Genomic DNA, 25,251 nt, shown 5'->3' with positions numbered 1-25,251 from the left:
ATCGGAAGACAGCTCCCCTCCCGACCAGCGGGGCGGGTGAATCAGGTAGTCGTTATGACGGATGCCCTGATAATCCAAGCCAATTCCACACATGCGCCGCCGTCTCGCGGTCCGCATGCGGCCCGAGTTTTCAAGAACAGGTCCCTCCGAAGTGAGAGGGGGCAGGGAATGCCGGGTGTTTTTCGCACCCATAGCTCCACGTGCAAAGAATGAAAGCACGCAGATAAGTCCACCACAGGTACGCCGAACATTCCGGCATTCCCCGCGCGATGGTTTTACGGCTTCCTCCGGGCTCTCCCTGGTGATCGGGCTTTCTTGTCACCATCCCCGGCGCAACGCGAAGCGTTGTCGTGGGTTGATATCAGCGTCGAGATATCAGGACCACACGGCTTGGCCGTCCGCGAAACGCGCTCTCGTCAGGCGCACGCATCGCGTCCATCGCATCCCGCGCCCAACGTTCAGTGACGATCGCGAAACGCCCCTCAATCCAGGGGCGCGAGACGGCGAGGCTTCTAAAAATGATTTGCCCGACGACGCAAGCGAAAATGCCTGCGACAGATTAACACGACGGGCAAATCACCTGGGTTGCGGAGAAACCTGTCAAGCGATCTGTGGCCCGGTGACCCGGCTGCCACTGCGCCAAACAAAGAAAAGCCCGGCCGAAGCCGGGCTCTTCCGTCTTACCAGTTGTCGTAGTGGCGATAGACCCGGCGATGATAGACGGCCGGTCCGTCATCGTAATAACCATAGCCGGGGTCGGCGTAATATCCGTCGCCAGAGGCATAGCCATAATCGTAGCCATAGCCATTATTGTAAGCCGCGCCCGCCGCTGCGGCGCCTATTGCACCGGCCGCAATGCCGGCACCAATCGCAGCGCCTCTGCCGAGGCCACGGGCCTCTGCTGGCGCAACAGCCGCAGTTCCGACAGCCGCTATAGCTGCAAGCGTCAAGATGATTTTCCGCATGAGACTGCTCCTTTCAACAGGAGGTTCAACATCCGCGAAAAGAGGTCGTTGCCGGAACCGATGCGGATTCTTTTTGAGTTTGAGGGAAACTATCTGGTGTTCCCCTGTCTTGCTCGATCGCGTGTCCCGGACGCGGCGCAGCATCTCTTGTGATGCGACGCAGATCCGGGACCTAATACAGAGATGGGGGAATATGGACCCCGGATCAGCAGCGCAACACCATAGCGCGTCCACGACGCGCGTGAACGCGCTTAAGGCGTTGCGCAGCATCCGGGGAACGGACGTGTTGTCATTTCAGGGCAAAGCGGACATCAACCAGCCGCGGGTGCCTGCTAAATGGCGCGAAGCCGACATGACCGAAGTTTATGAATACCCACCTTGGCTGAGAGGGCAGCAACATGAACGGAAATCGCTACTACGGAATTCGACTAGAGGGTGCGAAGTATGGCGTTGGCTTTGGCAGCGCTCTTGCCATCGCGATATCGTACGCCAACAACCATTCGATCCTCTGGGCGATCATCGACGGCATTTTGGGCTGGCTGTACGTGATCTACTTCGCGCTGTTTCGGACGTAAGCCGCGCCCCCGTCGAGCCATCGGCTGCTCGATCTGTCATTCCGGGATGCGCCGTCGCGACAAAATAGCGAAGCTGTTTTGCGCGGAAGGAGCAGGCCCGGAATCCATTTCTCCACCATTCGTGCGGTACGATGGATTCCGGGTTCGCGTCTTTCGACGCGCCCCGGAATGACGACGCGAGAGAGTCTTGATCGCTTCACATTTCGCTTGGCGAAATTTCTTGAGCCGGCCGATCCACTTTTTTTGTCTGAGCCGCAATGTGGAATGCCACAACGTCGCTTGCGCGCGTTTTGCTTTCGGCTAGGCTCTCTCCCGAAATAAAAACGCACCCGACGCATCAAAGATCGGGATCGTTCAACGATCGGGGAAGATTCAAGGGAGGGCGGCCATGCATCGCAGATGGACTCTGGCGATTATCGGATTGGTTTTGATTTTAGCGGGCGGTGCGCTGGCACACTTCACGCAAACCTCCGGCGGCATTCAAGTCCGCGATATCAGGTTCACCGGCGTCAAGGGCAACACCATGAGCGCCCTTCTTTATATTCCGCCGAACGCAACGCCCCAACTCCCGGCGCCCGGCATTCTCGCGGTTCACGGCTATATCAATTCGCGCGAAACCCAGGACGGCTTTGCCATCGAATTCGCCCGCCGCGGTTATGTCGTGCTGGCGCTCGACCAGACCGGCCATGGCTACAGCGACCCTCCGGCCTTCGCCAACGGATTCGGCGGCCCCGACGGTCTTGCCTATCTGCGCGGTCTTCCGTTTGTCGACAAGGACAATATCGGGCTCGAGGGTCATTCGATGGGCGGCTGGACGGTGCTGGCCGCCGCCGCTGCGATGCCCAACGACTACAGATCGATGGTGCTGGAGGGCTCGTCCACGGGCAAACCCTTCGCCGCCGAAGGAACGACGTCCTGGCCCCGCAATATGGCGCTGGTTTTCGCACAGTATGAAGAATTCTCGACCCTGATGTGGGGCGTCGAGCGCGCCCGTGACGTCATGCAAAGCCCGAAACTCTGGGCGTTGTTCGGCACGCAAGGCGCGGTCGAACCCGGCAAGCAATATGGCGATGTCGCGCAGGGCACCGCGCGCGTCTTGTATGCGCCCGCGATGACCCATCCGGCCGAACATATCTCGAAGGAAGCCATCGGCTACAGCCTCGATTGGTTTGCGCGGACCTTGAAGGGTGGAACGCCGCGTCCCTCCAGCGACCAGATCTGGTTCCGGAAAGAACTGGGCACGCTGATCGCGGCGATCGGCTTTGTTGCCCTGCTGCTCGGAATGTTTGACGGGCTCGTCGAAGCGCCGGCTTTCGCTCGCCTGAGGCTGCCGCAGCCGGCCGATGGTTTCGTGCAGAAGGAAACGTCCACCACGGGTGGCCGGTGGCTCGCCGCCCTGCTGCTATCGGCCTTCATCCCGGCGCTGACTTATTATCCGGCGTTCGCGCTGGGCGGCACTTTCGTCGCCCCCTCGCGCTTCCTGCCGCAGGGCATCACCAACCAGATCCTGGTCTGGGCCGCGATCAATGGCCTGATCGCGCTCGCTTTGATGCCCTTTGCGCCGAAACGCGCGCGGCGGGCCGGGATCATCGGACCGTCGGTCCTGATCGCGCTGATCACGGTCGTGGCCGGCTACGCCGCGCTCTGGCTGTCCGGCCTCATTTTCACGACCGACTTCCGTTTCTGGATTGTCGCCCTGAAACTGATGAGCGCGAAGCAATTCCTGATCTTCCTGATCTATCTCCTGCCGATTACGGCGTTTTTCGTGATCGCGCTGCATGTCCTGCACCGCAATTTCTCCACGGTCGGCGCCTCGCGCGGCGCGCTTTATCTGACCAATATCCTGGCCATGACGCTTGGCTTCATCGTGCTGGTCGGCGCGCAATACCTGACGCTGTGGCTGTCGGGAAAACTGTTCAACCCGATCCCCGATCCCGGCTTCGTGCCGCTGTCGACGATCGTGGCGATCCAGTTCGTGCCGCTGCTGGCGATTGTCGCTGTTATCGCGACCTTCACCTGGCGGCGCACCGGTTCGAGCCTGCCGGGCGCCCTGATCTGCGGCCTGTTCGTCACCTGGTATGTGGTGGCCGGCACCGCCACCCAGGCGGCGTTTTGACTCTCATCCCACCCCCGCGGAACGCGTGGGGAGGGTGGCCATCGCGAAAGCGATGGTCGGGTGGGGGCTTTTTTCACGCCCCCCACCCCGATGCTCGCTTCACTCGCATCGACCCTCCCCACCACTCGCTTACGCTCGTGGGGGGAGGGATAAGACCTCCCAAAGACGGGCTCAAACCTGCATAGCGGCTCAGCTTTTACAGCCGCTCGCGCGGTGCTATAGCGCGGGGGCAAATCAATTCCGCTCTCACGCGCGATTCCAAAAAGGCCCCCCATGGCAAAAATCAAGGTGACCAACCCCGTCGTCGAACTCGATGGCGACGAGATGACCCGGATCATCTGGCAGTACATCAAGGACAAGCTGATCCATCCGTTCCTCGACATCGACCTGATGTATTTCGATCTTGGAATGGAATACCGCGACAAGACCAACGACCAGGTCACCGTCGATGCTGCCAATGCCATCAAGAAGGTCGGCGTCGGCGTCAAATGCGCCACCATCACCCCGGACGAGGCACGGGTGAAGGAATTCGGCCTGAAGGAGATGTACAAGTCCCCCAACGGCACCATCCGCAACATTCTCGGCGGCTGCATTTTCCGCGAACCCATCATCTGCAAGAACGTGCCGCGGCTGGTGCCCGGCTGGACCAAGCCGATCATCATCGGCCGCCACGCCTATGGCGACCAGTACCGTGCTACCGACTTCAAGTTTCCCGGCAAGGGCACGCTGACGATGAAATTCGTCGGCGAGGACGGCTCGGTAATCGAGAAGGAAGTCTTCAAGACGCCGGGCTCCGGCGTTGCCATGGGAATGTACAATCTCGACGACTCCATCGTCGATTTCGCACGCGCTTCCCTCAACTATGGCCTGATGCGCAACTACCCGGTCTATCTCTCGACCAAGAACACCATCCTGAAAGTGTATGACGGCCGCTTCAAGGACATCTTCCAGGACGTCTACGACCGCGAGTTCAAGAAGGATTTCGAGGCCAGGAAGCTCACTTACGAGCACCGCCTGATCGACGACATGGTCGCGGCTGCGTTGAAGTGGTCCGGCGGCTATGTCTGGGCGTGCAAGAACTACGACGGCGACGTGCAGTCCGACACCGTGGCGCAGGGTTACGGCTCGCTCGGCCTGATGACCTCCGTGTTGCTCACCCCCGACGGCAAGACGGTGGAAGCCGAAGCCGCCCACGGCACGGTGACCCGCCACTACCGCGAGCACCAGAAGGGCAAGGAGACCTCGACCAATTCGATCGCCTCGATCTTCGCCTGGACGCGCGGCCTGTCGCACCGCGCCAAGCTCGACAACAATGCGCAGCTGGCGAAGTTCGCTTCCACGCTCGAGAAGGTCTGCGTCGACACGGTTGAAGCCGGCTTCATGACCAAGGATCTTGCGCTGCTCGTCGGCGCCGACCAGCGCTGGCTCTCGACCAACGGTTTCCTCGATAAGGTCGCCGACAACCTCACCAAGGCGATGGCGTAACGTGTCGGGAATCCGAAAAGCCGCTCTTGCCCTCCTCCTGCTCTCTGGTCTGGATGTGAGCGCGCGGGCTGAGACGAAGCTTCCTGACGCCATCGCGGCGCCGGGAGAAACCGTGATCCTCACTGCCCATGCCGAGGGCGCACAGGTCTACGAATGCAAGGCCACCGCCGACGGCAAGCTCGCCTGGGCATTTCGTGAACCGATCGCGAGCCTGTTGGTCGATGGCAAGACGGTCGGCCGGCACTATGCCGGCCCAACGTGGGAGCACGTCGACGGCAGCTCTGTCACCGCCAAGTCCGCCGGCAGCGCGCCCGCCGCCACAGCGAACGACATTCCCTGGCTGAAGCTGCAAGTCACGGCTTCGCACGGCAAGGGCGTGCTGTCGGGCGTCACCACGGTGCAGCGGATCAACACCAAAGGCGGCAAGCTCGAAGGAGCTTGCGACAAGGCCGGCACCTTCAAATCGGCACCCTACTCCGCGGAATACGTGTTCCTGAAGAACAGCTAACTCTCTCGTGTCCCGGACGCGTAGCGGCATGTAATGCCGCTACGCGAGACGCCGGGAACCAACGACATTGCGTGGACCCCGGATCAGCAGCGCACCGCAAGAGCGCTGCGCAGCATCCGGGGAACGCGACACCCCCAGGAGGAATCCATGCCCGCCTATCGTTCCCGCACCACCACCCACGGCCGCAACATGGCAGGCGCCCGGGGCCTGTGGCGCGCCACGGGCATGAAGAACGAGGACTTCGGCAAGCCCATCATCGCGATCGCGAATTCATTCACCCAGTTCGTGCCCGGCCACGTGCATCTGAAGGATCTCGGGCAACTGGTGGCGCGCGAGATCGAGAACGCCGGCGGCGTCGCCAAGGAATTCAATACCATCGCGGTCGACGACGGCATCGCCATGGGCCATGACGGCATGCTCTACAGCCTGCCCTCACGCGAGCTGATCGCCGACAGCGTCGAATACATGGTCAACGCCCATTGCGCCGACGCACTGGTCTGCATCTCCAATTGCGACAAGATCACGCCCGGCATGCTGATGGCCGCGCTGCGGCTGAACATCCCGACCGTGTTCGTCTCCGGCGGACCGATGGAGTCCGGCAAGGTCAACATCAAGGGCAAGGCCCGCTCGGTCGACCTGATCGACGCCATGGTGGCCGCCGCCGACGACACCGTCAGCGACGCCGAGGTCGAGGTGATCGAACGCTCGGCCTGCCCGACCTGCGGCTCCTGCTCGGGCATGTTCACCGCCAATTCCATGAACTGCCTGACCGAGGCGCTTGGCCTGTCGCTGCCCGGCAACGGCTCGGTGCTGGCGACCCATGCCGACCGCAGGGGCCTGTTCGTCGAGGCCGGCCATCTGATCGTCGATCTCGCCCGGCGCTATTACGAGCAGGACGACGCCAGCGTGCTGCCGCGCAACGTCGCGAACTTCAAGGCGTTCGAGAACGCCATGAGCCTCGATATCGCCATGGGCGGCTCGACCAACACCGTGCTGCATCTGCTCGCCGCCGCCCATGAGGGCGAAGTGCCCTTCACGATGAAGGACATCGATCGCCTGTCGCGGAAAGTCCCGGTGCTTTGCAAGGTCGCGCCCTCTGTCGCCGACGTGCATCTGGAAGACGTTCACCGTGCCGGCGGCGTGCTGGCGATCATGGGCGAACTGGATCGCGCCGGCCTTATCCATTCCGACCTGCCGAGCGTGCATTCGAAATCGCTGGCGGCGGCGCTGGAGCGCTGGGACATCACCCGCACCAGGAGCGAAAGCGTGCGCAAGTTCTATCTGGCCGCGCCCGGCAACGTGCCGACGCAGGAGGCGTTCAGCCAGAACAAGCGGTTCGAGGAGCTCGACCTCGATCGCACCTCAGGCTGCATCCGCAGCGCCGAACACGCCTATTCCAAAGACGGCGGTCTTGCCGTGCTCCATGGCAATCTCGCCGTCGACGGCTGCATCGTGAAGACCGCTGGCGTCGATGCCAGCATCCTGAAGTTTTCCGGCCCGGCGCGCGTGCTGGAAAGCCAGGATGCCGCGGTGGAGGCGATCCTCACCAACAAGATCAAGGCCGGCGACATCGTCGTCATTATCTATGAAGGCCCGCGCGGCGGACCGGGCATGCAGGAGATGCTCTATCCGACCAGCTACCTGAAGTCGAAGGGCCTCGGCAAAGCCTGTGCGCTCGTCACCGACGGCCGCTTCTCGGGCGGCTCGTCAGGACTTTCGATCGGCCACGTCTCGCCCGAAGCGGCGGAAGGCGGCCTGATCGGTCTTGTGCAGGACGGCGACATCATCGAGATCGACATCCCCTCGCGCTCGATCAACCTCGCGGTCAATGAGGCCGAGTTGAAGCGCCGCCGCGAAGCGATGCTGGCCAAGGGCAAGAACGCCTGGAAGCCGGCCAAGCGCGCCCGCAAGGTTTCAACCGCGCTGAAGGCCTATGCGGCGCTCACCACCAGCGCCGCCCGCGGCGCGGTACGTGTGGTGAAGGATTGATCCGGGATATAACAGCCGCGCTGCCAGTCGTTGAGCCCTCTCCCCTTGCGGGAGAGGGCAGTTCGATGGTGGACATCGACACGCTCGGGTGAGGGGTTTGCCTCCACCAGCGACGCTCCATCAAAGTAAGAAATTCGCGGATCGAGACCCCTCATCCGGCGCGGACGAACGTCCGCGCCACCTTCTCCCGCAAGGGGAGAAGGTAAGAAGCCCCATACCCCGCCGCTTCAAACTCAACTCAGCGTCTTCACCAGTCGCGGCTCTCGTTGATGGACACCACGAAATTCGGACTCGCGTACCGTACCGTCACGTCGATATCCGGCGGCCTCGTAGACGGCAATCGCCCGCTCGTTCTGCTCGTGGGTGTAGAGATAGGCTTCGCGGCAGCCTGCTGAGCGAAGTATCTCGTGCGCTGCTTCCAGCAACGCCCTGCCGACGCCGCGGCCGGCGTGATCGGGATGCACGAACAGCAGGTACATTTCCCCCTCAGGGGGGTGCACGGCAACGAAGCCGATCAAACGATCCGCCTCATTTGTCGCAACCAGCAGCGCATTCGGCGGCGCGTGCTTGGCAACCTCTTCGTCCCATTCTTGCGGCGGAAACATGGGCCGCGCCGCAAGCTCGCCGAGATACTTCCATCCCTCGCGCACGGCCGCGTCGAACACGGCGCCGATTGCCTGCGCATCATCCGGTGCGGCGCGCCTGATGGTCAGCACGACAAGTCACGCCCCCGCCATGGCCTTTTCGATCGCAGCGAGCGCGGCATTCGCCTTGGCACCGTCGGGACCGCCGGCCTGCGCCATGTCGGGCCGGCCGCCGCCGCCCTTGCCGCCAAGCGCCTCGGACGCCACGCGCACAAGATCGACCGCGTTATAGCGCGCGGTGAGATCGGACGTGACGCCGACGACGACGCCGGCCTTGCCGTCGCCAGCAGTATTTACAATCGCGACAACTCCGGACCCAACCAACCTTTTTCCTTCATCCGCGAGGCTCTTGAGGTCCTTCATTTCGATTCCGCTAACAGAGCGTCGGAAAAACCTAACTTCTCCAACAAGTATTATCCCGTCTCCAACCTGTCCTCGAAAATCCGCCGTGTCAGGCGCTTCGGAAGTCAAAAAGGTACCCGTAACGCCGCCGCCCATCGCGAGCTTCTTGCGCGCATCCGACAATTCGCGCTCAAGCTTCTTGCGCTCGTCCATCAGCGCTGCGATGCGCGCCGGCATTTCTTCCAGCGGAGCACGCAGCTCAGAGGCCGCATTCTTCGCCAGTTGCATGGCGTCGTTGGCGTGCTTGCGCGCGTAATTTCCGGTCAGCGCTTCGATGCGGCGAACGCCGGAAGCCACCGCGCTTTCTGATGTCACCGAGATCAGCCCGATATCGCCGGTGCGCCTGACATGCGTGCCGCCGCACAGCTCGACCGACCAGCCAAGTGCGTTCTGGCCGTGCTCGCGCGCAGTTTTGCCCATCGAGACCACGCGGACCTCGTCGCCATATTTTTCGCCGAACAATGCGCGGGCGCCGGCTTCGCGGGCCTCGTCCACGCCCATCAGGCGCGTGGTGACCTCGTCGTTCTCGAGCACCACGTTGTTGGCGATGTCCTCGACACGGGCGAGTTCTTCCGGCGTGATCGGCTTCTGGTGTACGAAGTCGAAGCGGAGCCGGTCGGGTGCGACCAGCGAACCGCGCTGGGCGATGTGGTCGCCGAGCACCTGGCGGAGCGCCTCGTGCAGGATGTGCGTTGCCGAATGATGCGCGCGGATCGACGAACGCCTGCCATGATCGACATCGAGCTGTAACGCCATGCCGGCTTTCAGCGTACCCTGCTCGACAGTGCCGAGGTGAACGAAGAGATCGCCTGCTTTCTTTTGCGTGTCGGTGACGCGGACGCGGACGCCCTCCCCTAGCATCACGCCGAGGTCGCCGACCTGACCGCCGGACTCGGCATAGAACGGTGTCTGGTTCAACACGATCGCGCCGCTCTCCCCTGGCTTGAGCTGATCGACCGCCGCGCCGTCCCTCACCAGCGCGCCGACCACGCCTTCTGCGGTTTCGGTCTCGTAGCCCAGGAATTCAGTGGCGCCGAGTTTCTCGCGCAGCGGGAACCAGATCGCTTCGCTGGCGGTATCGCCGCTTCCGACCCACGATGCGCGCGCCTTTTGACGCTGGCGTTCCATCGCATCGTCAAACGATACCAGATCGACGCCGATGCCGCGCGACCTCAACGCGTCCTGCGTCAGATCCAGCGGGAAACCGTAGGTATCGTAGAGCGTGAAGGCCGTGTCGCCGTCGAACATGTCGCCCTTCTTCAGACCCGCGCTCTTCTCGTCGAGGATCGCCAGTCCCCGGTCCAGCGTCTTGCGGAAGCGGGTCTCTTCCTGCTGCAGTGTTTCCTCAATCATCTTTTCGGCGCGCACCAGTTCCGGATAGGCCTGGCCCATTTCGCGCACCAGCGCCCAGACCAGGCGATGCATCAGCGGCTCGCTTGCGCCCAGAAGCTGCGCATGGCGCATCGCCCGGCGCATGATCCGCCGCAGCACATAGCCGCGGCCTTCGTTCGAGGGCAGCACACCGTCCGAGATCAGGAACGACGAGGCACGCAGGTGATCGGCGATCACCCGGTAGGAGGCGATGTTGTCCTTGCCCGGACCTTGGCCCAGCGCGGACGCCGCTGCCTCAACCAGGTGACGGAACGTATCGGTCTCGAACACGCTTTCGACGCCTTGCAGGATCGAGGCCATGCGCTCGAGCCCCATGCCGGTATCGATCGAGGGACGCGGCAAGTCGAGGCGTTGCTCGGGCGTCACCTGCTCGAACTGCATGAAGACGAGATTCCAGAATTCGAGGAAGCGGTCGCCATCCTCTTCCGGGCTGCCGGGAGGACCGCCCCAGATATGCTCGCCGCGGTCGATGAAGATCTCCGAGCAGGGACCGCAAGGACCGGTATCGCCCATCGCCCAGAAATTGTCCGAGGTCGGAATCCGGATGATGCGATCGTCGGTGAAGCCCGCGATCTTCTTCCACAGCGCCGCCGCGTCGTCGTCGGTGTGGTAGACGGTGACGAGCAGCTTGTCTTTCTTCAGGGCGAATTCCTTGGTGATCAGCTTCCAGGCGAGCTCGATCGCGCGCTCCTTGAAGTAGTCGCCGAACGAGAAATTGCCGAGCATCTCGAAGAAGGTCAGATGGCGCGCGGTGTAACCGACATTGTCGAGGTCGTTGTGTTTGCCGCCGGCGCGCACGCATTTCTGCGAGGTGGTGGCGCGCTGATAGTGCCGCTTCTCGACGCCGGTGAAGACGTTCTTGAACTGCACCATGCCGGCATTGGTGAACATCAACGTCGGGTCGTTGCGTGGCACGAGCGGCGACGACGACACGATTTCGTGGCCGTTGTCGGCGAAGAATTTAAGGAAAGTCGACCTGATTTCGTTAACGCCGCTCATAGGGTCCAATCGCGAATTTGTTCGGGAACTCGGCGAGAACGCTTTTAGACAAGGGGGAAAGCCGTGTCCAGAAACAGTGCAAACAGATCAGGGACTTGGCGCTATTGCCTCCTATTTGACGTTGATAGCGGCGCAGCCTCGCCTTGACGGGCTTGGCCTAACCGTCTTTTTCGCTTATCTATTTGCCATCGTCACGTCGGGAGAGACCGGCCGATAAGGCCGGCGCCGAAGGAGCAACCGCCCCGGAAACTCTCAGGCAAAAGGACCGCGTGACGTCGATACATCTGGAAAGAGGCACTTGCCGGGTTTGATCCCGGACGTGCCCGCCGACGGGATAATACTCTCAGGCACAGCGACAGATGGGGCTTTTGGGATCCTTGGAGGGAATCACCCCTCCTGGAATCCACGAGGGCTCCGTGATGCTGATACCCGAGGTTTCCGTCTCCCCGCCTCCCCTGAAGCAAACGCCGCTCTACGCGCTGCACCTTGGGCGCGGCGGCAAGATGGTCCCGTTCGCCGGCTATGACATGCCGGTGCAGTTTGGGCCCGGCGTCCTCCGGGAACATCTGCACACGCGCACGAGCGCCGGGCTGTTCGACGTTTCCCATATGGGCCAGATCGCCCTTCGGCCGAAATCCGGCCGCATCGAGGACGCCGCGCGCGCGCTGGAACGGCTGGTGCCGCAGGACATTCTGGCGCTGCCCGCAGGGCGGCAGCGCTATGCGCAATTTACCAACGAAGCCGGCGGCATCCTTGACGACCTCATGGTCGCGAACCTCAGTGATCACCTGTTTGTCGTCGTCAACGCCGCCTGCAAGGCCGACGACGAAGCGCTGCTGAGCGGCCATCTTTCCGATCTCTGCGCGATCGAGCCGCTCGGCGATCGCACGCTGATCGCCTTGCAGGGGCCGAAGGCCGAATCGGTGCTGGCGAAATATGACGCCGAAATATCCGCGATGAAATTCATGGACGCGGGAGCGCGCCGTCTCGCCGGCCTCGACTGTTTCGTCTCCCGCTCCGGCTATACCGGCGAGGATGGCTTTGAGATTTCGGTGCCGGCGCAAGCGGCCGAAGAATTTGCCAAGGAGTTGCTGGCCGACGAAGCAGTTTTGCCGGTCGGACTCGGTGCGCGTGACAGCCTGCGGCTCGAGGCCGGGCTTTGTCTCTATGGCCACGATCTCGATCCTTCGACGACACCGGTTGAGGGCGCGCTCGAATGGTCCGTTCAAAAGAGCCGCCGCAAGGGCGGCGCACGCCCGGGCGGCTTTCCCGGCGCGGATCAGATCCTGAAGCAGTTCGAGCACGGCGCGCCGCGCCGCCGGGTTGGCTTGAAACCCGATGGCCGCGCGCCAGTGCGTGAAGGTGCATTGCTGTTTGCCGATGCGACCTCACTGCAAGTAATCGGCAAGGTCACGTCCGGCGGCTTTGCACCCAGCCTCAATGCGCCGGTCGCGATGGGGTATCTGCCTTCATCGCATGCCGCGCCCGACACGGTTGTTTTTGCGGAAGTACGCGGTCAGCGCCTCGCGCTGCGCGTGACGCCGACGCCCTTCGTTCCCAATACCTATAAACGCTGAGGACCCTGCATGACGACGCTTTACACCGCCGACCACGAATGGCTCCGCATTGAAGGCGACGTCGCCACCATTGGCGTGACGGATTACGCGCAATCGCAGCTTGGCGATGTCGTGTTCGTCGAACTGCCGAAGGTCGGCCGCACCCTGAAGAAGACCGAAGCGGTCGCCGTCGTCGAATCGGTGAAGGCTGCGTCGGACGTTTATGCGCCGATTTCCGGCGAGGTGCTGGAAATCAATGACGACCTCGCCGCCGAACCCGCGCTGGTCAATTCCGATGCCGCAGGCCGAGCCTGGTTCTTCAAGGTGAAGATCGCGGACGAGAGCGAACTCGAAGGCCTGATGGACGAGGCCGCTTACCGGAAACATATCGCCTGATCGCGAGAGGAAAAGCCCATGACCGTGCCCATCAAACCGTTGACCGAGCCCGCCACGAGTTTCGCGCGCCGTCATATCGGCCCTGCCCCGCACGACGTGGCCGCGATGCTGAAAACCGCAGGCGCGACCAGCCTCGCGGCGCTGGTGGCGGAGACGCTGCCTATTTCGATCCGGCAGCAAACCCCGCTCGATCTCGGGCGCGCCTTGAGCGAAACCGAGGCGCTGGCACACATGCGCGAGCTCGCTGCAAAAAACCAGGTCTTCACCTCGCTGATCGGCCAAGGCTACTCCGGCACGATTTTGCCCGCCGTGATCCAGCGCAACATCCTGGAGAACCCGGCCTGGTACACGGCCTATACGCCCTACCAGCCTGAAATCAGCCAGGGCCGGCTGGAAGCGTTGTTCAACTTCCAGACCATGATCGCCGACCTCACCGGACTGGACGTCGCCAACGCTTCGCTGCTCGATGAGGCAACGGCGGCGGCGGAAGCGATGGCGCTTAGCGAGCGCGTCTCCGCAAGCCAAAGCAAATCGTTCTTTGTCGATCATGACGTGCATCCGCAGACGCTGGCCGTGCTGCGCACCCGCGCCGAGCCGCTTGGATGGAAAATCGTCGTCGGCGATCCCTTGACTGAGCTTGACGGCGCCGACGTCTTCGGCGGCCTGCTGCAATATCCGGGCTCTTCCGGGCGGTTAAGCGACCTCAGGCCCGCGATCGCAGCGCTTCACGCCAAGGGCGCGCTCGCGATCGTCGCCGCCGATCTCTTGGCGCTGACGCTGCTGGCATCACCGGGCGAACTTGGCGCCGATATCGCGATCGGCTCGGCGCAACGCTTTGGCGTGCCGATGGGTTATGGCGGCCCGCACGCGGCCTATATGGCGGTGGGCGATGCGCTGAAGCGCTCGCTGCCCGGCCGGCTTGTGGGATTGTCGGTGGATTCGCGCGGGCAGCCGGCCTATCGGCTCGCACTGCAGACCCGCGAACAGCACATCCGCCGCGAGAAGGCGACTTCCAACATCTGCACCGCGCAGGTGCTGCTGGCGATCATCGCATCCATGTACGCGGTCTATCACGGGCCCGAAGGACTGACCCACATCGCGCGCGTTGTGCATCGTCGCACGGCCGTGCTGGCCGCGGGACTGCGGAAGCTCGGCTTTGCGCCCAAGTCAGACGCGTTTTTCGATACGGTGTCGATCAACGTCGGCGAAAGGCAGGCCGACATTGTTGCGCGAGCGCTGGCCGAGAAGATCAACTTGCGGATCGGCAACGGCGTACTCGGCATCGCGCTCGACGAGACCACGGGTGATGAGACCGTCGAGGCGGTGTGGCGCGCCTTCGGCGGCAAACTCAATTATGCCGAGATCGAACAGACGGCCGATGATGCGTTGCCGGCAGCCTTGACGCGCGCGAGCGCGTTCCTCACCCATCCGGTATTCCATGCCCATCGCTCGGAGACGGAGCTGTTGCGCTACATGCGCAAGCTCAGCGATCGCGATCTCGCGCTCGACCGCGCGATGATCCCGCTCGGCTCCTGCACCATGAAACTCAACGCGACGACCGAGATGATACCGCTGACGTGGGACGCGTTCGGCTCGCTGCACCCGTTCGCGCCGCGAGAGCAGGCGGAAGGCTATCACGCGCTGTTTGCGCGGCTTGAAAAGTGGCTATGCGACATCACCGGCTATGACGCGATCTCGCTGCAGCCGAATTCAGGTGCGCAAGGCGAATATGCCGGGCTGCTCGCGATCCGCGGCTATCATGCGAGCCGCGGCGAAGGCCATCGCAATGTCTGCCTGATCCCTTCTTCCGCCCACGGCACCAATCCGGCCTCGGCCCAGATGGCCGGCATGCAGGTCGTGGTGGTGGCATGCGATGCGCGCGGCGACGTCGACGTCATGGATCTGCGCGCCAAGGCCGAACAGCACGGCAAGAACCTCGCCGCCGTGATGATCACGTATCCGTCGACCCATGGCGTGTTCGAGGAGCATATCCGCGAGATCTGCGACATCGTCCATGACCATGGCGGACAGGTCTATCTCGACGGCGCCAACCTGAATGCGCAGGTGGGCCTCGCGCGGCCCGGCGAATACGGCGCCGATGTGAGCCACCTCAATTTGCACAAGACCTTCTGCATCCCGCATGGCGGCGGCGGCCCCGGCATGGGACCGATCGGCGTCAGAGCGCATCTCAAAGCCTTCCTGCCTGGTCATCCCCAGATTTGTCATCCCGAGAACGGCAGTAGCGCGATCGGTCCGGTCTCGGCCGCGCCCTTTGGCTCGGCCTCGATCCTGACCATCTCCTACGTCTACATCCTGATGATGGGCGGCGAAGGCCTGACGCGTGCGACCGAAATCGCAATCCTCAACGCGAACTACGTCGCCGCACGGCTGGAGGGGCATTTCCCCGTGCTGTATCGGAACGCCAAGGGCCGCGTCGCCCATGAATGCATCATCGATCCCAGGCTTCTGAAAAACTCCACCGGCGTCACCGTCGACGATATTGCGAAACGCCTGATCGATTACGGCTTCCACGCGCCGACCATGAGTTTCCCGGTGCCGGGGACGCTGATGATCGAGCCGACGGAATCCGAATCCAGGGCGGAGATTGATCGTTTCTGCGACGCCATGATCGCAATCCGGCGCGAGATCGCAGAGATCGAGAGCGGCCGCTTCAAGATCGAAGCCTCGCCGCTGCGCCACGCGCCGCACACCGTGCACGACATTGCGGACGATGGGTGGGCGCGCGCCTACGGCCGCGCCGAGGGCTGTTTCCCGGCCGGCACGTCGCGATCAGACAAATACTGGTGCCCGGTCGGGCGGGTCGACAACGTCTATGGCGACCGCAACCTCGTCTGCTCCTGCCCGCCGGTGAGTGATTACGCGCAAGCCGCGGAGTGAGGCGACAATCTTTCCCGCGCGAAGGACGCTCTCGTGTCCCGGAGCGCGGAGATGTCGCACAATAACGTCATTCCGGGGCGCGCCATCGGCGCGAACCCGGAATCTCGAAATTGGGGACATTACTTCGAGATTCCGGATCGTCGCTTCGCGACGTCCGGAATGACGCCGACTGTCCTACTCCTCCGCCGGCTCCTCGCCGTCGGCGTCGCGCTCGGGCGTGCCGGCGAGGATCTGCTCGGAGATCAGGCCGGAGTTCTGGCGGATCGCAGCTTCAATCTTGGTGGTGATGTCCGGATTGGCCTTCAAAAACGCCTTGGAGTTTTCCCGGCCCTGCCCGAGCCGCTGGCTGTCATAGGAGAACCAGGCGCCGGACTTTTCCACGATGCCGGCCTTGACGCCGAGGTCGAGGATTTCGCCCATCTTGGAGACGCCCTCGCCGTACATGATGTCGAACTCGACCTGCTTGAACGGTGGCGCCAGCTTGTTCTTCACCACCTTGACGCGGGTGGTGTTGCCGACCACCTCGTCGCGCTCCTTGATCGCGCCGATGCGGCGGATGTCGAGGCGGACGGAGGCGTAGAATTTCAGCGCATTGCCGCCGGTGGTGGTTTCCGGCGAGCCATACATCACGCCGATCTTCATCCGGATCTGGTTGATGAAGATCACCATGGTGTTGGACTTGTTGATCGACGCCGTGAGCTTGCGCAGCGCCTGGCTCATCAGCCGCGCCTGCAAACCCGGCAGCGCATCGCCCATTTCGCCCTCGAGTTCGGCCTTCGGCACCAGCGCCGCCACCGAATCGATCACCAGCACATCGACCGCGCCGGAGCGCACCAGCGTGTCGCAGATTTCCAGCGCCTGCTCGCCGGTGTCCGGCTGGGAGATCAGGAGTTCGTCGATATTGACGCCGAGTTTTCGCGCATAGACCGGATCGAGCGCGTGTTCGGCATCGATGAAGGCGCAAATGCCGCCCTTCTTCTGGCCCTCCGCCACCGTATGCAGCGCCAGCGTGGTCTTGCCCGACGATTCCGGCCCGTAGATTTCAACCACCCGCCCCTTCGGCAGGCCGCCGACGCCAAGCGCGATGTCGAGCCCGAGCGAGCCCGACGACACCGTCTCGACATCCATCGAGCGGTCGTTCTTGCCCAGCTTCATCACCGAACCCTTGCCGAACTGGCGCTCGATCTGGGACAGCGCAGCAGCAAGGGCCTTACTCTTATCCATGGAGGATCCTTCGACGATGCGCAGGGCGGTAACGGACATTTCGGTGCTCCTTATGGCGGGATTCGCGAGCGGGACAAATGTTTGAATCAGTGTGGGAGCAGATGTACACTATTTGTTCCTTGTTCGCAATATGTTCTTTTTGTTGCACCGCGTACTGGCCTATTTCCGACCGCAGTGGCCTAGTTTGAAGTTAACAGTGGCCTAATTTCAGTTCCGGCTCTGGAACACGTTTCAAATGTTAACCATTTAACGGACGGGGTTGGCCAACTAAGGAGACTTGAATGGCCCGAACCTACGGCAGCTACATGCTGCAACCTACTAAGGATCAGTATCGTCACTGGCTATCAGAAGCCCAAAGCGATCTGAAACAAGAAAAGTCTCGGCGACGTATCGCCGAACACAACCTGGGCATTGCTAGTCGATTCATTGGAAGCCTTGTTCTGCAAGGGAAGATTCCCGTTCCCGCAGACAGGCTTGGTGAGCTTGTGCTTCAAATTGCATCTGAGAGAGAAGCAGAAGACGAACGAGAGCGACTGCTGGCAGGAATTACCGAAGATTGAGCACTTAGAGGCCGCCTCAGTGGGCGGCCTCTCTTCGCACGGAAGTTTCGCAGAATGGAACCCTGATTTATCTCGACTCTCATGCGGGAAGAGAATCTGCTTTAGCAATCACAGCCCGGACCGCGGCCTTCATCTGTGATGAGAACGCCAGTTGCGCTCCCGCCCGCTACAATGGGAGTGCCGCTATGGTTCGGTTCCGCACTTGGCTTGCCGACAGGAACTTCGACATGATGCATCTTGATCAGGTGCGAAATGTCATCAAGCGAAGCCGGGAGTTGTTAGCCAACACTCCGCTGCCGGATACATTTGCCGGCCGCAAGACGGGAGAGCCGTTCCCATCGGGGGAAGACCCGAGGGAGCGCGACGACATTCAAATTCTGATCCAAAACGAACTGGAGCCGCCCAAGAGCGGCAGCTGAATGACTCTCGGGAGGCACTGGCGCGAGATCGCTTTCTTCGCTGCCCCGTGCCCTTCAACTCATCGAAAAATTCCTGGATTGCGAACTCAGACTTCATGGATAAATGGCTGGACGCCGAGGCGGAACGGCGCAGGCGCTTTGAAACAGCCCGGAACCGAAGCAGGGGCGAAGTGTCCTGATCTGCCTTTGCCGGCGTGAGGCGGGAATCGAAAAGGGCCGCATTCGCGCGACCCTACCGGCAAAAATTTGTGGGTGATGAAATTCCTCCTCCGGCAAGGGAAAGATTACGCCTATCCACAGCTTTCGAGGATTCCGTAGAATCACGGTGTTCCCGCACCGGACGAGCCCCGCTCTACAAGCCCGCTTCCCGCCAGGAGGTCATCGCTATCCCGCCGCTGGATTAGCGCATGCCCGGGTGTCTCGACACCGCCGACCCCGACCGTGACGGCCCCCGATCAAGCCCTTGATCGGCAATCCCTCACCTTCGCGCATGGCTCCCTCCGAGAACAATCCCAATTTGTCGCAACCAAGGCAATTGCCACTTTTTCCTGAAAATATTAGGAAATAATGGGCAACCCGAATGACGACGATCTGACGGCGCCATGGCGAAGAAAGAAGACAGGAAACCCGCGCCCATCTGCGAGGAATGCGGAGGCCGAATGGCGCACTACGCGACGCTGCCCAAGGCAGACGACCGGCCATCCGTCACCGTCTACCGATGCGATCACTGCGGCGCGACCGTCGTCATGCCAAGAGAGTAGACGCGGAGAGGACGGGCCATGAAGACGAAGCTTTGCCCCAGGTGCGGACGCAAGATGGATGCGGCGCTGCCGCCCGGCGGCAACGGCAAACGCACCTGGCGGTGTTTCGATTGCGACCGCCCGGACCCGCTCACGTCGGAAACGACACAGGCCTGGCTCAAGGGCGAATTGGCTGCGACGCGAAAAGAGTGATGCAACCGCCACTCGCTCCCGCAATCTCATCGATGAATCGGATCGGCGCCGCCTCCGGGGGGCGGCGAAGCCTGAACGCAAGACGGCCCCGCCGGGTTGAGTCGACGGAGCCGCCGATGGCTGGCCGGTTCGTTTGAGGGGCACTCGCCGGGACCATCCGGCCATTCCTACGCGGCAGGCGGAAACGAGTCTGTGAACCAGTTCACAGATGCATCCCGGTCCACGGATGGACACCGGCCCGATTCAGCCGGCACCGCACCTTGGGCGAGCCACCGACAAGAGCCCCACCGCGATGCGCTGGAATCGCAGTGGGGCCTGACGGCTGTCCGGAGCGCACACCGCACCCCGCCCGCGCCATCTGGATGGATACGGCCATGCCTCCGGCCGGGTTTCAGCGTCAGGGTTTCGTCGGAACGGGGCCGCCGCCTCCGCACACAGTGGCACGGCCTCAGCATCGATAGGATGCTGAGGCCGTCCGGGGTCGATCCAAAGGGCATGTTTCCGTCTCGGATCACCACCATCGTTGCAGATGCCGGCGGTTCCCGCATTCTCATAGATCAATCGGGGCGGCCGGAATTGGCCTGGCCAAGTGCCGGCTTCCGACGCATCGCCGCGCGTGACGCCACGGCGAAGGAAGCCCCGAACGCCAGTCTCCGTATTCTGTCCCCCGCAGGCGCTTACTGAGTAGCGGTTGCGGTGACGATCAGGTGTTAGCTGGTCGGTCGCGCAGAGATGACCCGTGTGGGCCACAATTTCAATTGCGCGGCAGGGGTCGTCGGCTCGTTTCGAAGGGGTCGACGACCCCACCCAATCCGCCGGTCAGCGTCTCAAGCGCCGCCAACGCCGGCGGCCTGCATCAATTGAGGCTGTTTTCCGGCCGCTGGCGTCGCCGCCACGGCGGCTGCAGCTAAAGTTACATTCAGCAATTTTTGGAAATAAATGATATCATCACCGACGATCCCGCTTGCGGAAGTCCGGCAGGGCGTTTCGCGACGGTTGTCTGTGGCCTGCATGGATCGCGAGTAGAAGATATGACGGTTCACTCCCCCAAGCTTCTCACTCCCGAGGAGTTCGCTTCCCTGATCGAAATCGCGATCGCCTCTGACAACCCGACCTTGCCGCCGCAGCACCTGTCAAAACTCATAAATCTCGGGTATGTAATTGAGACTACAAATGGAATCGTCGTCACCGGCGATGGGCTGATTCGTATCACCGAAAGCGAATAGGGCCGCGTTGCGGCGCGCCTCACCCGTAGCCTACCGGAATTGATCCACAGCCATATTGGGCGTCAAATAACGCCATTACCGAGAGGGGCCCCGAACCCGGCCCCCGCGGGCGGTCATTTTGTAGGTCGTATTCATGCCGCTCTATTTTTTTCGGATTCGAAATGGCCGTTATTCCGGTGCGTCGGAGCACGGTATCGAGCTTGCCGACAACAACGCCGCCTGGCAGGAGCTAACCAGTTCCTGCGCCGATATGGTCGGCGGAATCTGCCGCAAGCTCGGCCGGGACACGCAGTGGGAAATGGAATTGCTCGACGAGCGCAAGCAGCCGGTTTTCCGGATTTGCCTTGTGGCCGATTCCCTCAATAACGCCGGATCGAAATCAACCGCAGGCCAGCAACGGCGGCGTCGCCCGGAACGCTCCTGACCGGACGAAAGCCTCAGCCGCACTCAAATCAACAAGTTGCTAGAGCTCCTTTGATTCCGAAGTTCGCATCAGAGGTCACCACGATGGTTTGCGAACTTCGGAATCGGAGCTCTAGTTGGTCGAGCTGCTTTTCGCGGTCGCCCCGGTTCTGGCCTTCTTGGTTGGCGACGTAGTTTTGGCCTGTGCCGGCGCATCCGTTCGCACGGCGCCCCAGGGATCGCTGGGCTGCTTGGCGTCCGGAATCTTCTTCAAGGATTCTTTGTAGGCTTTTTGCTGCACGGCCTCGGCATCAAGCTGATCCTGCGTCTTCGAAGGCTTGTCCTGCAATAGATTGATCGGCGGAAGCGATTGGGCAATGGCCGGCGATGCCAGCAACATAACCGCGGCCGCAAGGCGCAACGCTCTCATGAACAACTCCCCCATCATTTCCCTGCATATTAGCATCGCGCCGCCCGGCCCGCCAAGCGCTCGTGGGTGTTAGCTAGTGTTCCGATTCCGGTCGCGACGGCCAGCCTTTAGAGATGGTCGGATCTGCAGGATTTCTGGGACGGAAACCAATCGTCCCAGATCGGGCCGCATTTGGTGCAGCCATTGAGGGCGAGACCAAACGCGATCAGGCACAACAGCAAGAACAGCCGGCGAAACATTTGGAAAAACTACTCCCCGTTGTGTGCCATCATAGCGCCGAAGCACTGCCATTTTCAAGCTGGCCCGACTGCTGAAGGCCAGGCCCTCAACTTCTTTCAGCTGTTTTGGGGGGCTGGCGTATCGCACTGAAATCCGGCACTAGTGCCGCCTATTTGACGTTCCTGCACCACAAGCGGCAAATCCGATCCAGGAACGTCAAATAGCAAAGCGGCACTAGAATCATAGGCCTGCTAGTGCCCATAACTTTCCGAAGTCCGTGAAAGGTGCGCGCTGAGATGTAACACGGACTTCGGAAAGTGGGCACTAGCGCGGCGAGCTTGCGAACTTCGGAATCGGAGATTGAGATGAGACGCGCCAGGAGCACTCTGTAATGGCAGGTGACCATATCCCTTCCGCGACATTTGATATCGAGGAGGCCAGGCGCGTCCTTGCCGAAGTCTTTGCTCCGTGGGTGCAGGATCTCGGCCTGTCGGTTATTGGGGTCGAATATGAACCGCCGGCGAATGCGTCTGCCGACTGGCAGCCCGGCGCCATCCTGCGCATGCCATTCTCGGAGCGGCTGTGCCGGCACGGCGGCGTCGTCTGCGGCCAGGCGCTGATGGCGCTTGCCGATACGACCATGGTGATTGCCGTTCTTTCCGCCAACCGCGGCTATCGTCCGATGACAACGGTGGACCAGACCACCCACTTCATGCGTCCGGTCGCACAGTCCGACGTGATCGCCGATGCGCGGGTAGTCCGGCTCGGACGAACCATGAGCTTTGGCCGCATCACGATATCGAGCAGCAGCGATAACAAGCCGGTGGCGATGGTCTCGAGCGCGTTCGCGATGTTATGAACGTGCTTGCGGGGGCTGGCATGAAAGTTAAAACGCGATCCGGCTCACTTCGTATCTGGAGCGTGTCCGGTTCTGACGAATCGAAACCGCGCTCTGATTTTCTTTGTTTGACGCGTTTTCTTTACGCGAACGGTTCCCCAAATCGCTTGAAAGCGCTTTAAAGAGGGCTGATGCGACGCCTCGCTTTATCAATCGCGCTCGCCGGCTGCACGCTCGCGCTGGCTGATTGCGGCCTGGCCGACAGCCGGTCGCCGCTGCCGGATTTCATGCGCGCCAAGCCTGCCGATCCGCCACCGCCCGAGCCGATACCTGACGTGCGCCGGATGGTGCACGAAAAACTGGATTCAGTATTCACGGCCCAGTCCAATCCGCAGAACGTCAGGGTCTCCGAGGCGCGGCACGAACTTCGCGGGCTGGGCTGGACGGCTTGTGTGAGGGCCGAATTGACATCGGCCAACGGAAAACCGCTGGGCGAGGAAACCTACCGGATATCGATCAACGGCGGCGTCATCATCGATCGTCGCCGCGCTTTGCCCGAAGACGGCTGCGACACCCAGACCTATCAGCCGATCTGAGCGGATCGTTCCCACGCAGCGCAAATTCACGTCGCGCGAGCGGCGTGCGGCGCTCCTGATCCGGGGTCCACCTTGGTCCCGGCTCTGCGGAGCATCGTTCCGCTGCACCGCGTCCGGGACACGCAACGTCTTCTTTGCCGCTGGCACCTCAAGTCCAGTGTCCGAGGCGCAGCCCGACCGCCATGGTGGCCTCGCGCAGTTCGTCCGCGAGTGTCTGGTCCTCGATCGCGCGCGCGAGCACCATGCCGCCGAGACAGAGTGACGTCAGCGCGAGCGCGACCTGTCTGGAAGCGTGGCCGTTCGGCGTCATGCCCTGCAGGAACGTCTCCACCATCATTCGAAGCGCAGCCTCCTGCGCTTCCCTCACCGACTGGTCGCTACGCGAGACGTCGTTGGGAAGACCGATCAGTGGGCAAGTTCCTTCAAAGTCTTCGAAATGCTTGCGTGAGAGATAGTCGCGCAGGAGCGTGACCGCGCGGTCCGACGCTTTCGCGGAGCTTGCAATCACCTCCTGCTTCTCGGTGACAAAGCAGCTGATCGCCTCGGCATAAAGGTCGCTTTTGCTCTGGAAATAGCTGTAGAAGCCGCCGCGCGTCATTCCTGCCCCGGCCATGATGTCGTCGATGGAAGCCGCGGTGAAGCCGTGCCTGTTGAAGAGTTGCAGTGCACTCTGAATGATTTTCTGCCGTACCTGTTCGCGGTGCTGCGTCTGCGTACCCATTTCACCCCCGTAACCACGCTGAATAGCTCAGCGCGTGATGTTGCTGGTCCATATGTTGGCGATCACCGTGGCTCCGATCGCGCCCGGCCGACCGTTATCTTGTGGCCATCATGTTAAGAGCCAACACTCGTCATATGATGCGCAGCATGAAGACCCACGGAGCCGCACGAACATTCCCCGATCACGAAAATGTAATCGAAAAAGCCAGCGGGTAGCTGCCGCGCATGCAGCAAGCGAGCCAGCCAAACGGGGAGGCTGCCCGGGGTCAGGCGACGGCCGAATTTGCGCGTCGTGCAGCAAGCCCACGGGAGGCCAATGTTCTGCCCGGCTCCGGCGCGAGGACGCGTGTGGAGGCGTGTCGTCAATGCCCGATTAACGATAAAGGTCAAATTGGATCTCCCCGCCAACAGCATTTTCCGAACTTTCCGCTAGCGTTGCGTCTTTGAAAGACGCGCAAATAAGGCTTGAACCAGCAGGCCTTGCGACGGGGATGCGGAACGTGGCTGAAACGGCTGACATCGCTGGCCTGTCTCGCCCATCGGTCAACGATGGCGAGAGCAAACGTGCGCATGCCGCCGCTGCTCCTACACAAAACTCACCGCGCGCCGGATTAAAGCCGCTGACGAGCGTTCCGGTCGAGCAATGGCGCAACCTTGCCGAGCGCGCCATTGAACCAAACGGTTACTATCTGCCGGCATGGGAGCTAGCGGTGAACGCCACGGCCCCCGGCCGAACCGGCGCCTTTGCGCTCAGCGCCTGGCAAGACGCCTCGGCGGCGACCGAAGCAGCGCCGCTGATCGGCCTGCTCCCGGTCATCTCGCTGTGGCGCGCCTACAAGATCCCGCTGCCCGCCTGGGCCAGCGCCAGCCCCTACGGCACGCTCTGCACGCCGCTGCTCGACCGCAGCCATACCGACGAAGCCGTTAGGCGCCTGATGAAGCAGGCCCGCGCCGCCGGCGCCCGCGCGCTGATCCTGCGTGATGTGTCGCTCAGCGGCACTGCGATGAAAGCTTTCACCCGCGTGCTGCGCCAGGAGGGCTTGCATCCGATCGTCTTGCATTCGCATCTGCGCGCCTGCCTCGACGCCCGGCGTCCCGCCAATGACGTCTTGTGTGATGCGCTGAGCGCCAAAAAACTGAAGGAGCTGCGCCGCCAGCGCAATCGACTGGCCGAACAGCATGGCGCCGTGCGGTTCGAGGTCGCGCGCAGCGTTGACGAAGTCGCTGAGGCGATCGAAATTTTCCTCGCCCTCGAAGCCAGCGGCTGGAAGGGCGAACGCGGCACCGCGCTCGGGCAGGACGAAGGCGATCTGAACTTTATACGGCGAGCCACTCGAGGCCTTGCCGAAACCGCCCAGTGCGAAATCGTGACCATGCGGGCCGGCGAAACCCCGGTTGCGGCCGCGGTCGTGCTTCGCCACCAGGACCGCGCCTTCTATTTCAAGCTCGGCATCGACGAGAGTTTCTCGAGGTTTTCACCCGGCGTTCAGCTCACGCTGGACCTGACGCGGCATCTTTGCGCCGACGCCGTGCTGGTCACCGCCGATTCGACGGCGAGCGCCCATCATCCGATGATCAATCCGATCTGGCGCGGGCGCTTGCGGATCGGCGACGTCATCCTGCCGCTACGCCGCAACGATCCCGTCGTCTCAGCCGTCCATGCGGCGATGAAACTGCGGCATGGCTTGCGCGAAGTGGCACGGCGCGCGGTGCATCTCATTCGCAATCGATAAAGACGA

At 62.2% G+C, this 25,251-nt stretch carries 24 protein-coding genes and 1 riboswitch; of the genes, 17 read left to right on the top strand and 7 right to left on the bottom strand.

Annotation, left to right across the window (positions count from 1 at the left end):
• Positions 1 to 680 precede the first annotated feature (680 nt).
• Entirely contained in the window at positions 681 to 965 is a 285-nt protein-coding gene (locus M6D32_RS13590; protein WP_298256930.1) for a hypothetical protein, read from the bottom strand.
• A 398-nt stretch (positions 966 to 1,363) separates the two neighbouring features.
• Between M6D32_RS13590 and M6D32_RS13585 the strand changes: the two genes are divergently transcribed.
• The 5 genes from M6D32_RS13585 (at position 1,364) to ilvD (ending at position 7,638) form a co-directional block, all read left to right on the top strand.
• A complete protein-coding gene (locus M6D32_RS13585) occupies positions 1,364 to 1,540 on the top strand; it encodes a hypothetical protein (protein ID WP_298256928.1) in 177 nt (58 codons plus the stop codon).
• A gap of 388 nt (positions 1,541 to 1,928) precedes the next feature.
• Complete coding sequence (locus tag M6D32_RS13580) at positions 1,929 to 3,656, top strand: alpha/beta fold hydrolase (RefSeq protein WP_298256926.1); 1,728 nt, start codon at positions 1,929 to 1,931, stop codon at positions 3,654 to 3,656.
• A gap of 273 nt (positions 3,657 to 3,929) precedes the next feature.
• Entirely contained in the window at positions 3,930 to 5,141 is a 1,212-nt protein-coding gene (locus M6D32_RS13575) for an NADP-dependent isocitrate dehydrogenase (RefSeq protein ID WP_298256924.1), read from the top strand.
• A gap of 37 nt (positions 5,142 to 5,178) precedes the next feature.
• Positions 5,179 to 5,649, top strand: a complete 471-nt coding sequence (locus tag M6D32_RS13570) for a DUF3455 domain-containing protein (RefSeq protein ID WP_298257067.1) — start codon at positions 5,179 to 5,181, stop codon at positions 5,647 to 5,649.
• Positions 5,650 to 5,796: 147 nt separating this feature from the next.
• Entirely contained in the window at positions 5,797 to 7,638 is a 1,842-nt protein-coding gene (ilvD, locus tag M6D32_RS13565) for a dihydroxy-acid dehydratase (RefSeq protein WP_298256922.1), read from the top strand.
• Positions 7,639 to 7,871: 233 nt separating this feature from the next.
• Here the strand turns inward: ilvD and M6D32_RS13560 are convergent, their stop codons facing one another.
• Positions 7,872 to 8,354, bottom strand: coding sequence for a GNAT family N-acetyltransferase (locus tag M6D32_RS13560; protein WP_298256920.1), 483 nt, complete (start codon positions 8,352 to 8,354; stop codon positions 7,872 to 7,874).
• A 6-nt stretch (positions 8,355 to 8,360) separates the two neighbouring features.
• Positions 8,361 to 11,075 carry an alanine--tRNA ligase gene (gene alaS, locus M6D32_RS13555; protein WP_298256918.1) on the bottom strand — a complete coding sequence of 905 codons (2,715 nt, stop codon included), beginning with the start codon at positions 11,073 to 11,075 and terminating at the stop codon, positions 8,361 to 8,363.
• A gap of 187 nt (positions 11,076 to 11,262) precedes the next feature.
• A riboswitch (glycine riboswitch) is annotated at positions 11,263 to 11,352 on the top strand.
• A 142-nt stretch (positions 11,353 to 11,494) separates the two neighbouring features.
• Between alaS and gcvT the strand changes: the two genes are divergently transcribed.
• The 3 genes from gcvT to gcvP are packed head-to-tail and all read left to right on the top strand — an operon-like array spanning position 11,495 to position 15,925.
• On the top strand, positions 11,495 to 12,652 hold the full coding sequence (gene gcvT, locus M6D32_RS13550; protein WP_298256916.1) for a glycine cleavage system aminomethyltransferase GcvT: 1,158 nt from the start codon (positions 11,495 to 11,497) through the stop codon (positions 12,650 to 12,652).
• A gap of 9 nt (positions 12,653 to 12,661) precedes the next feature.
• Entirely contained in the window at positions 12,662 to 13,027 is a 366-nt protein-coding gene (gene gcvH / locus M6D32_RS13545) for a glycine cleavage system protein GcvH (RefSeq protein ID WP_298256914.1), read from the top strand.
• An 18-nt stretch (positions 13,028 to 13,045) separates the two neighbouring features.
• Positions 13,046 to 15,925, top strand: a complete 2,880-nt coding sequence (gene gcvP / locus M6D32_RS13540) for an aminomethyl-transferring glycine dehydrogenase (RefSeq protein WP_298256912.1) — start codon at positions 13,046 to 13,048, stop codon at positions 15,923 to 15,925.
• Between the two features lie 174 nt (positions 15,926 to 16,099).
• On the opposite strand, the gene recA is transcribed toward gcvP, so the two are convergent.
• A complete protein-coding gene (recA, locus tag M6D32_RS13535; protein ID WP_298256910.1) occupies positions 16,100 to 17,188 on the bottom strand; it encodes a recombinase RecA in 1,089 nt (362 codons plus the stop codon).
• Between the two features lie 242 nt (positions 17,189 to 17,430).
• Between recA and M6D32_RS13530 the strand changes: the two genes are divergently transcribed.
• The 4 genes from M6D32_RS13530 (at position 17,431) to M6D32_RS13515 (ending at position 19,081) form a co-directional block, all read left to right on the top strand.
• Complete coding sequence (locus M6D32_RS13530) at positions 17,431 to 17,709, top strand: hypothetical protein (protein ID WP_298256908.1); 279 nt, start codon at positions 17,431 to 17,433, stop codon at positions 17,707 to 17,709.
• 227 nt (positions 17,710 to 17,936) lie between these two features.
• Complete coding sequence (locus M6D32_RS13525; RefSeq protein WP_298256906.1) at positions 17,937 to 18,128, top strand: hypothetical protein; 192 nt, start codon at positions 17,937 to 17,939, stop codon at positions 18,126 to 18,128.
• A 602-nt stretch (positions 18,129 to 18,730) separates the two neighbouring features.
• Complete coding sequence (locus tag M6D32_RS13520) at positions 18,731 to 18,889, top strand: hypothetical protein (RefSeq protein ID WP_298256904.1); 159 nt, start codon at positions 18,731 to 18,733, stop codon at positions 18,887 to 18,889.
• 18 nt (positions 18,890 to 18,907) lie between these two features.
• The gene (locus M6D32_RS13515) at positions 18,908 to 19,081 is read left to right on the top strand and encodes a hypothetical protein (protein WP_298256902.1); all 174 of its coding nucleotides are present in this window, start codon (positions 18,908 to 18,910) and stop codon (positions 19,079 to 19,081) included.
• Positions 19,082 to 19,908: 827 nt separating this feature from the next.
• On the opposite strand, the gene M6D32_RS13510 is transcribed toward M6D32_RS13515, so the two are convergent.
• Positions 19,909 to 20,094: a hypothetical protein gene (locus M6D32_RS13510; RefSeq protein ID WP_298256900.1), complete on the bottom strand. Its 186-nt coding sequence runs from the start codon at positions 20,092 to 20,094 to the stop codon at positions 19,909 to 19,911.
• Positions 20,095 to 20,112: 18 nt separating this feature from the next.
• Here M6D32_RS13510 and M6D32_RS13505 point away from each other — a divergent pair, with 18 nt between their 5' ends.
• Together M6D32_RS13505 and M6D32_RS13500 are read left to right on the top strand one after the other, a co-directional pair.
• Positions 20,113 to 20,307 carry a hypothetical protein gene (locus tag M6D32_RS13505; protein WP_298256898.1) on the top strand — a complete coding sequence of 65 codons (195 nt, stop codon included), beginning with the start codon at positions 20,113 to 20,115 and terminating at the stop codon, positions 20,305 to 20,307.
• 133 nt (positions 20,308 to 20,440) lie between these two features.
• Positions 20,441 to 20,731, top strand: a complete 291-nt coding sequence (locus tag M6D32_RS13500; RefSeq protein ID WP_298256896.1) for a hypothetical protein — start codon at positions 20,441 to 20,443, stop codon at positions 20,729 to 20,731.
• Positions 20,732 to 20,842: 111 nt separating this feature from the next.
• Here M6D32_RS13500 and M6D32_RS13495 read toward each other — a convergent pair whose 3' ends face one another.
• The gene (locus M6D32_RS13495; protein ID WP_298256894.1) at positions 20,843 to 21,139 is read right to left on the bottom strand and encodes a hypothetical protein; all 297 of its coding nucleotides are present in this window, start codon (positions 21,137 to 21,139) and stop codon (positions 20,843 to 20,845) included.
• A gap of 610 nt (positions 21,140 to 21,749) precedes the next feature.
• Between M6D32_RS13495 and M6D32_RS13490 the strand changes: the two genes are divergently transcribed.
• Entirely contained in the window at positions 21,750 to 22,217 is a 468-nt protein-coding gene (locus M6D32_RS13490) for a PaaI family thioesterase (protein ID WP_298256892.1), read from the top strand.
• Positions 22,218 to 22,387: 170 nt separating this feature from the next.
• Complete coding sequence (locus M6D32_RS13485; protein WP_298256890.1) at positions 22,388 to 22,792, top strand: hypothetical protein; 405 nt, start codon at positions 22,388 to 22,390, stop codon at positions 22,790 to 22,792.
• A gap of 148 nt (positions 22,793 to 22,940) precedes the next feature.
• Here M6D32_RS13485 and M6D32_RS13480 read toward each other — a convergent pair whose 3' ends face one another.
• Positions 22,941 to 23,513, bottom strand: a complete 573-nt coding sequence (locus M6D32_RS13480; RefSeq protein WP_298256888.1) for a TetR/AcrR family transcriptional regulator — start codon at positions 23,511 to 23,513, stop codon at positions 22,941 to 22,943.
• A 499-nt stretch (positions 23,514 to 24,012) separates the two neighbouring features.
• On the opposite strand from M6D32_RS13480, the gene M6D32_RS13475 reads away from it, so the two are divergent.
• Positions 24,013 to 25,245, top strand: a complete 1,233-nt coding sequence (locus M6D32_RS13475; protein WP_298256886.1) for a GNAT family N-acetyltransferase — start codon at positions 24,013 to 24,015, stop codon at positions 25,243 to 25,245.
• Positions 25,246 to 25,251: the final 6 nt, after the last annotated feature.

The organism is Bradyrhizobium sp., assembly GCF_027307225.1.
Taxonomy (GTDB): domain Bacteria; phylum Pseudomonadota; class Alphaproteobacteria; order Rhizobiales; family Xanthobacteraceae; genus Bradyrhizobium.
Note: the sequence above shows the minus strand (reverse complement) of the source record. Positions and strands in the feature narration are given on the sequence as shown.

Excerpts from the sequence above, each read along its gene's own strand:
- M6D32_RS13510 (WP_298256900.1), bottom strand. The coding sequence starts at position 20,094 with ATGCAGGCCACAGACAACCGTCGCGAAACGCCCTGCCGGACTTCCGCA.
- M6D32_RS13485 (WP_298256890.1), top strand. The coding sequence starts at position 22,388 with ATGCGACGCCTCGCTTTATCAATCGCGCTCGCCGGCTGCACGCTCGCG.
- M6D32_RS13525 (WP_298256906.1), top strand. The coding sequence starts at position 17,937 with ATGATGCATCTTGATCAGGTGCGAAATGTCATCAAGCGAAGCCGGGAG.
- M6D32_RS13590 (WP_298256930.1), bottom strand. The coding sequence starts at position 965 with ATGCGGAAAATCATCTTGACGCTTGCAGCTATAGCGGCTGTCGGAACT.
- M6D32_RS13530 (WP_298256908.1), top strand. The coding sequence starts at position 17,431 with ATGGCCCGAACCTACGGCAGCTACATGCTGCAACCTACTAAGGATCAG.
- gcvP (WP_298256912.1), top strand. The coding sequence starts at position 13,046 with ATGACCGTGCCCATCAAACCGTTGACCGAGCCCGCCACGAGTTTCGCG.
- recA (WP_298256910.1), bottom strand. The coding sequence starts at position 17,188 with ATGTCCGTTACCGCCCTGCGCATCGTCGAAGGATCCTCCATGGATAAG.
- M6D32_RS13480 (WP_298256888.1), bottom strand. The coding sequence starts at position 23,513 with ATGGGTACGCAGACGCAGCACCGCGAACAGGTACGGCAGAAAATCATT.
- M6D32_RS13490 (WP_298256892.1), top strand. The coding sequence starts at position 21,750 with ATGGCAGGTGACCATATCCCTTCCGCGACATTTGATATCGAGGAGGCC.
- M6D32_RS13575 (WP_298256924.1), top strand. The coding sequence starts at position 3,930 with ATGGCAAAAATCAAGGTGACCAACCCCGTCGTCGAACTCGATGGCGAC.
- M6D32_RS13520 (WP_298256904.1), top strand. The coding sequence starts at position 18,731 with ATGGCGAAGAAAGAAGACAGGAAACCCGCGCCCATCTGCGAGGAATGC.
- gcvH (WP_298256914.1), top strand. The coding sequence starts at position 12,662 with ATGACGACGCTTTACACCGCCGACCACGAATGGCTCCGCATTGAAGGC.
- alaS (WP_298256918.1), bottom strand. The coding sequence starts at position 11,075 with ATGAGCGGCGTTAACGAAATCAGGTCGACTTTCCTTAAATTCTTCGCC.
- M6D32_RS13515 (WP_298256902.1), top strand. The coding sequence starts at position 18,908 with ATGAAGACGAAGCTTTGCCCCAGGTGCGGACGCAAGATGGATGCGGCG.
- M6D32_RS13495 (WP_298256894.1), bottom strand. The coding sequence starts at position 21,139 with ATGAGAGCGTTGCGCCTTGCGGCCGCGGTTATGTTGCTGGCATCGCCG.
- M6D32_RS13500 (WP_298256896.1), top strand. The coding sequence starts at position 20,441 with ATGCCGCTCTATTTTTTTCGGATTCGAAATGGCCGTTATTCCGGTGCG.
- M6D32_RS13505 (WP_298256898.1), top strand. The coding sequence starts at position 20,113 with ATGACGGTTCACTCCCCCAAGCTTCTCACTCCCGAGGAGTTCGCTTCC.
- M6D32_RS13585 (WP_298256928.1), top strand. The coding sequence starts at position 1,364 with ATGAACGGAAATCGCTACTACGGAATTCGACTAGAGGGTGCGAAGTAT.
- M6D32_RS13580 (WP_298256926.1), top strand. The coding sequence starts at position 1,929 with ATGCATCGCAGATGGACTCTGGCGATTATCGGATTGGTTTTGATTTTA.
- ilvD (WP_298256922.1), top strand. The coding sequence starts at position 5,797 with ATGCCCGCCTATCGTTCCCGCACCACCACCCACGGCCGCAACATGGCA.
- gcvT (WP_298256916.1), top strand. The coding sequence starts at position 11,495 with ATGCTGATACCCGAGGTTTCCGTCTCCCCGCCTCCCCTGAAGCAAACG.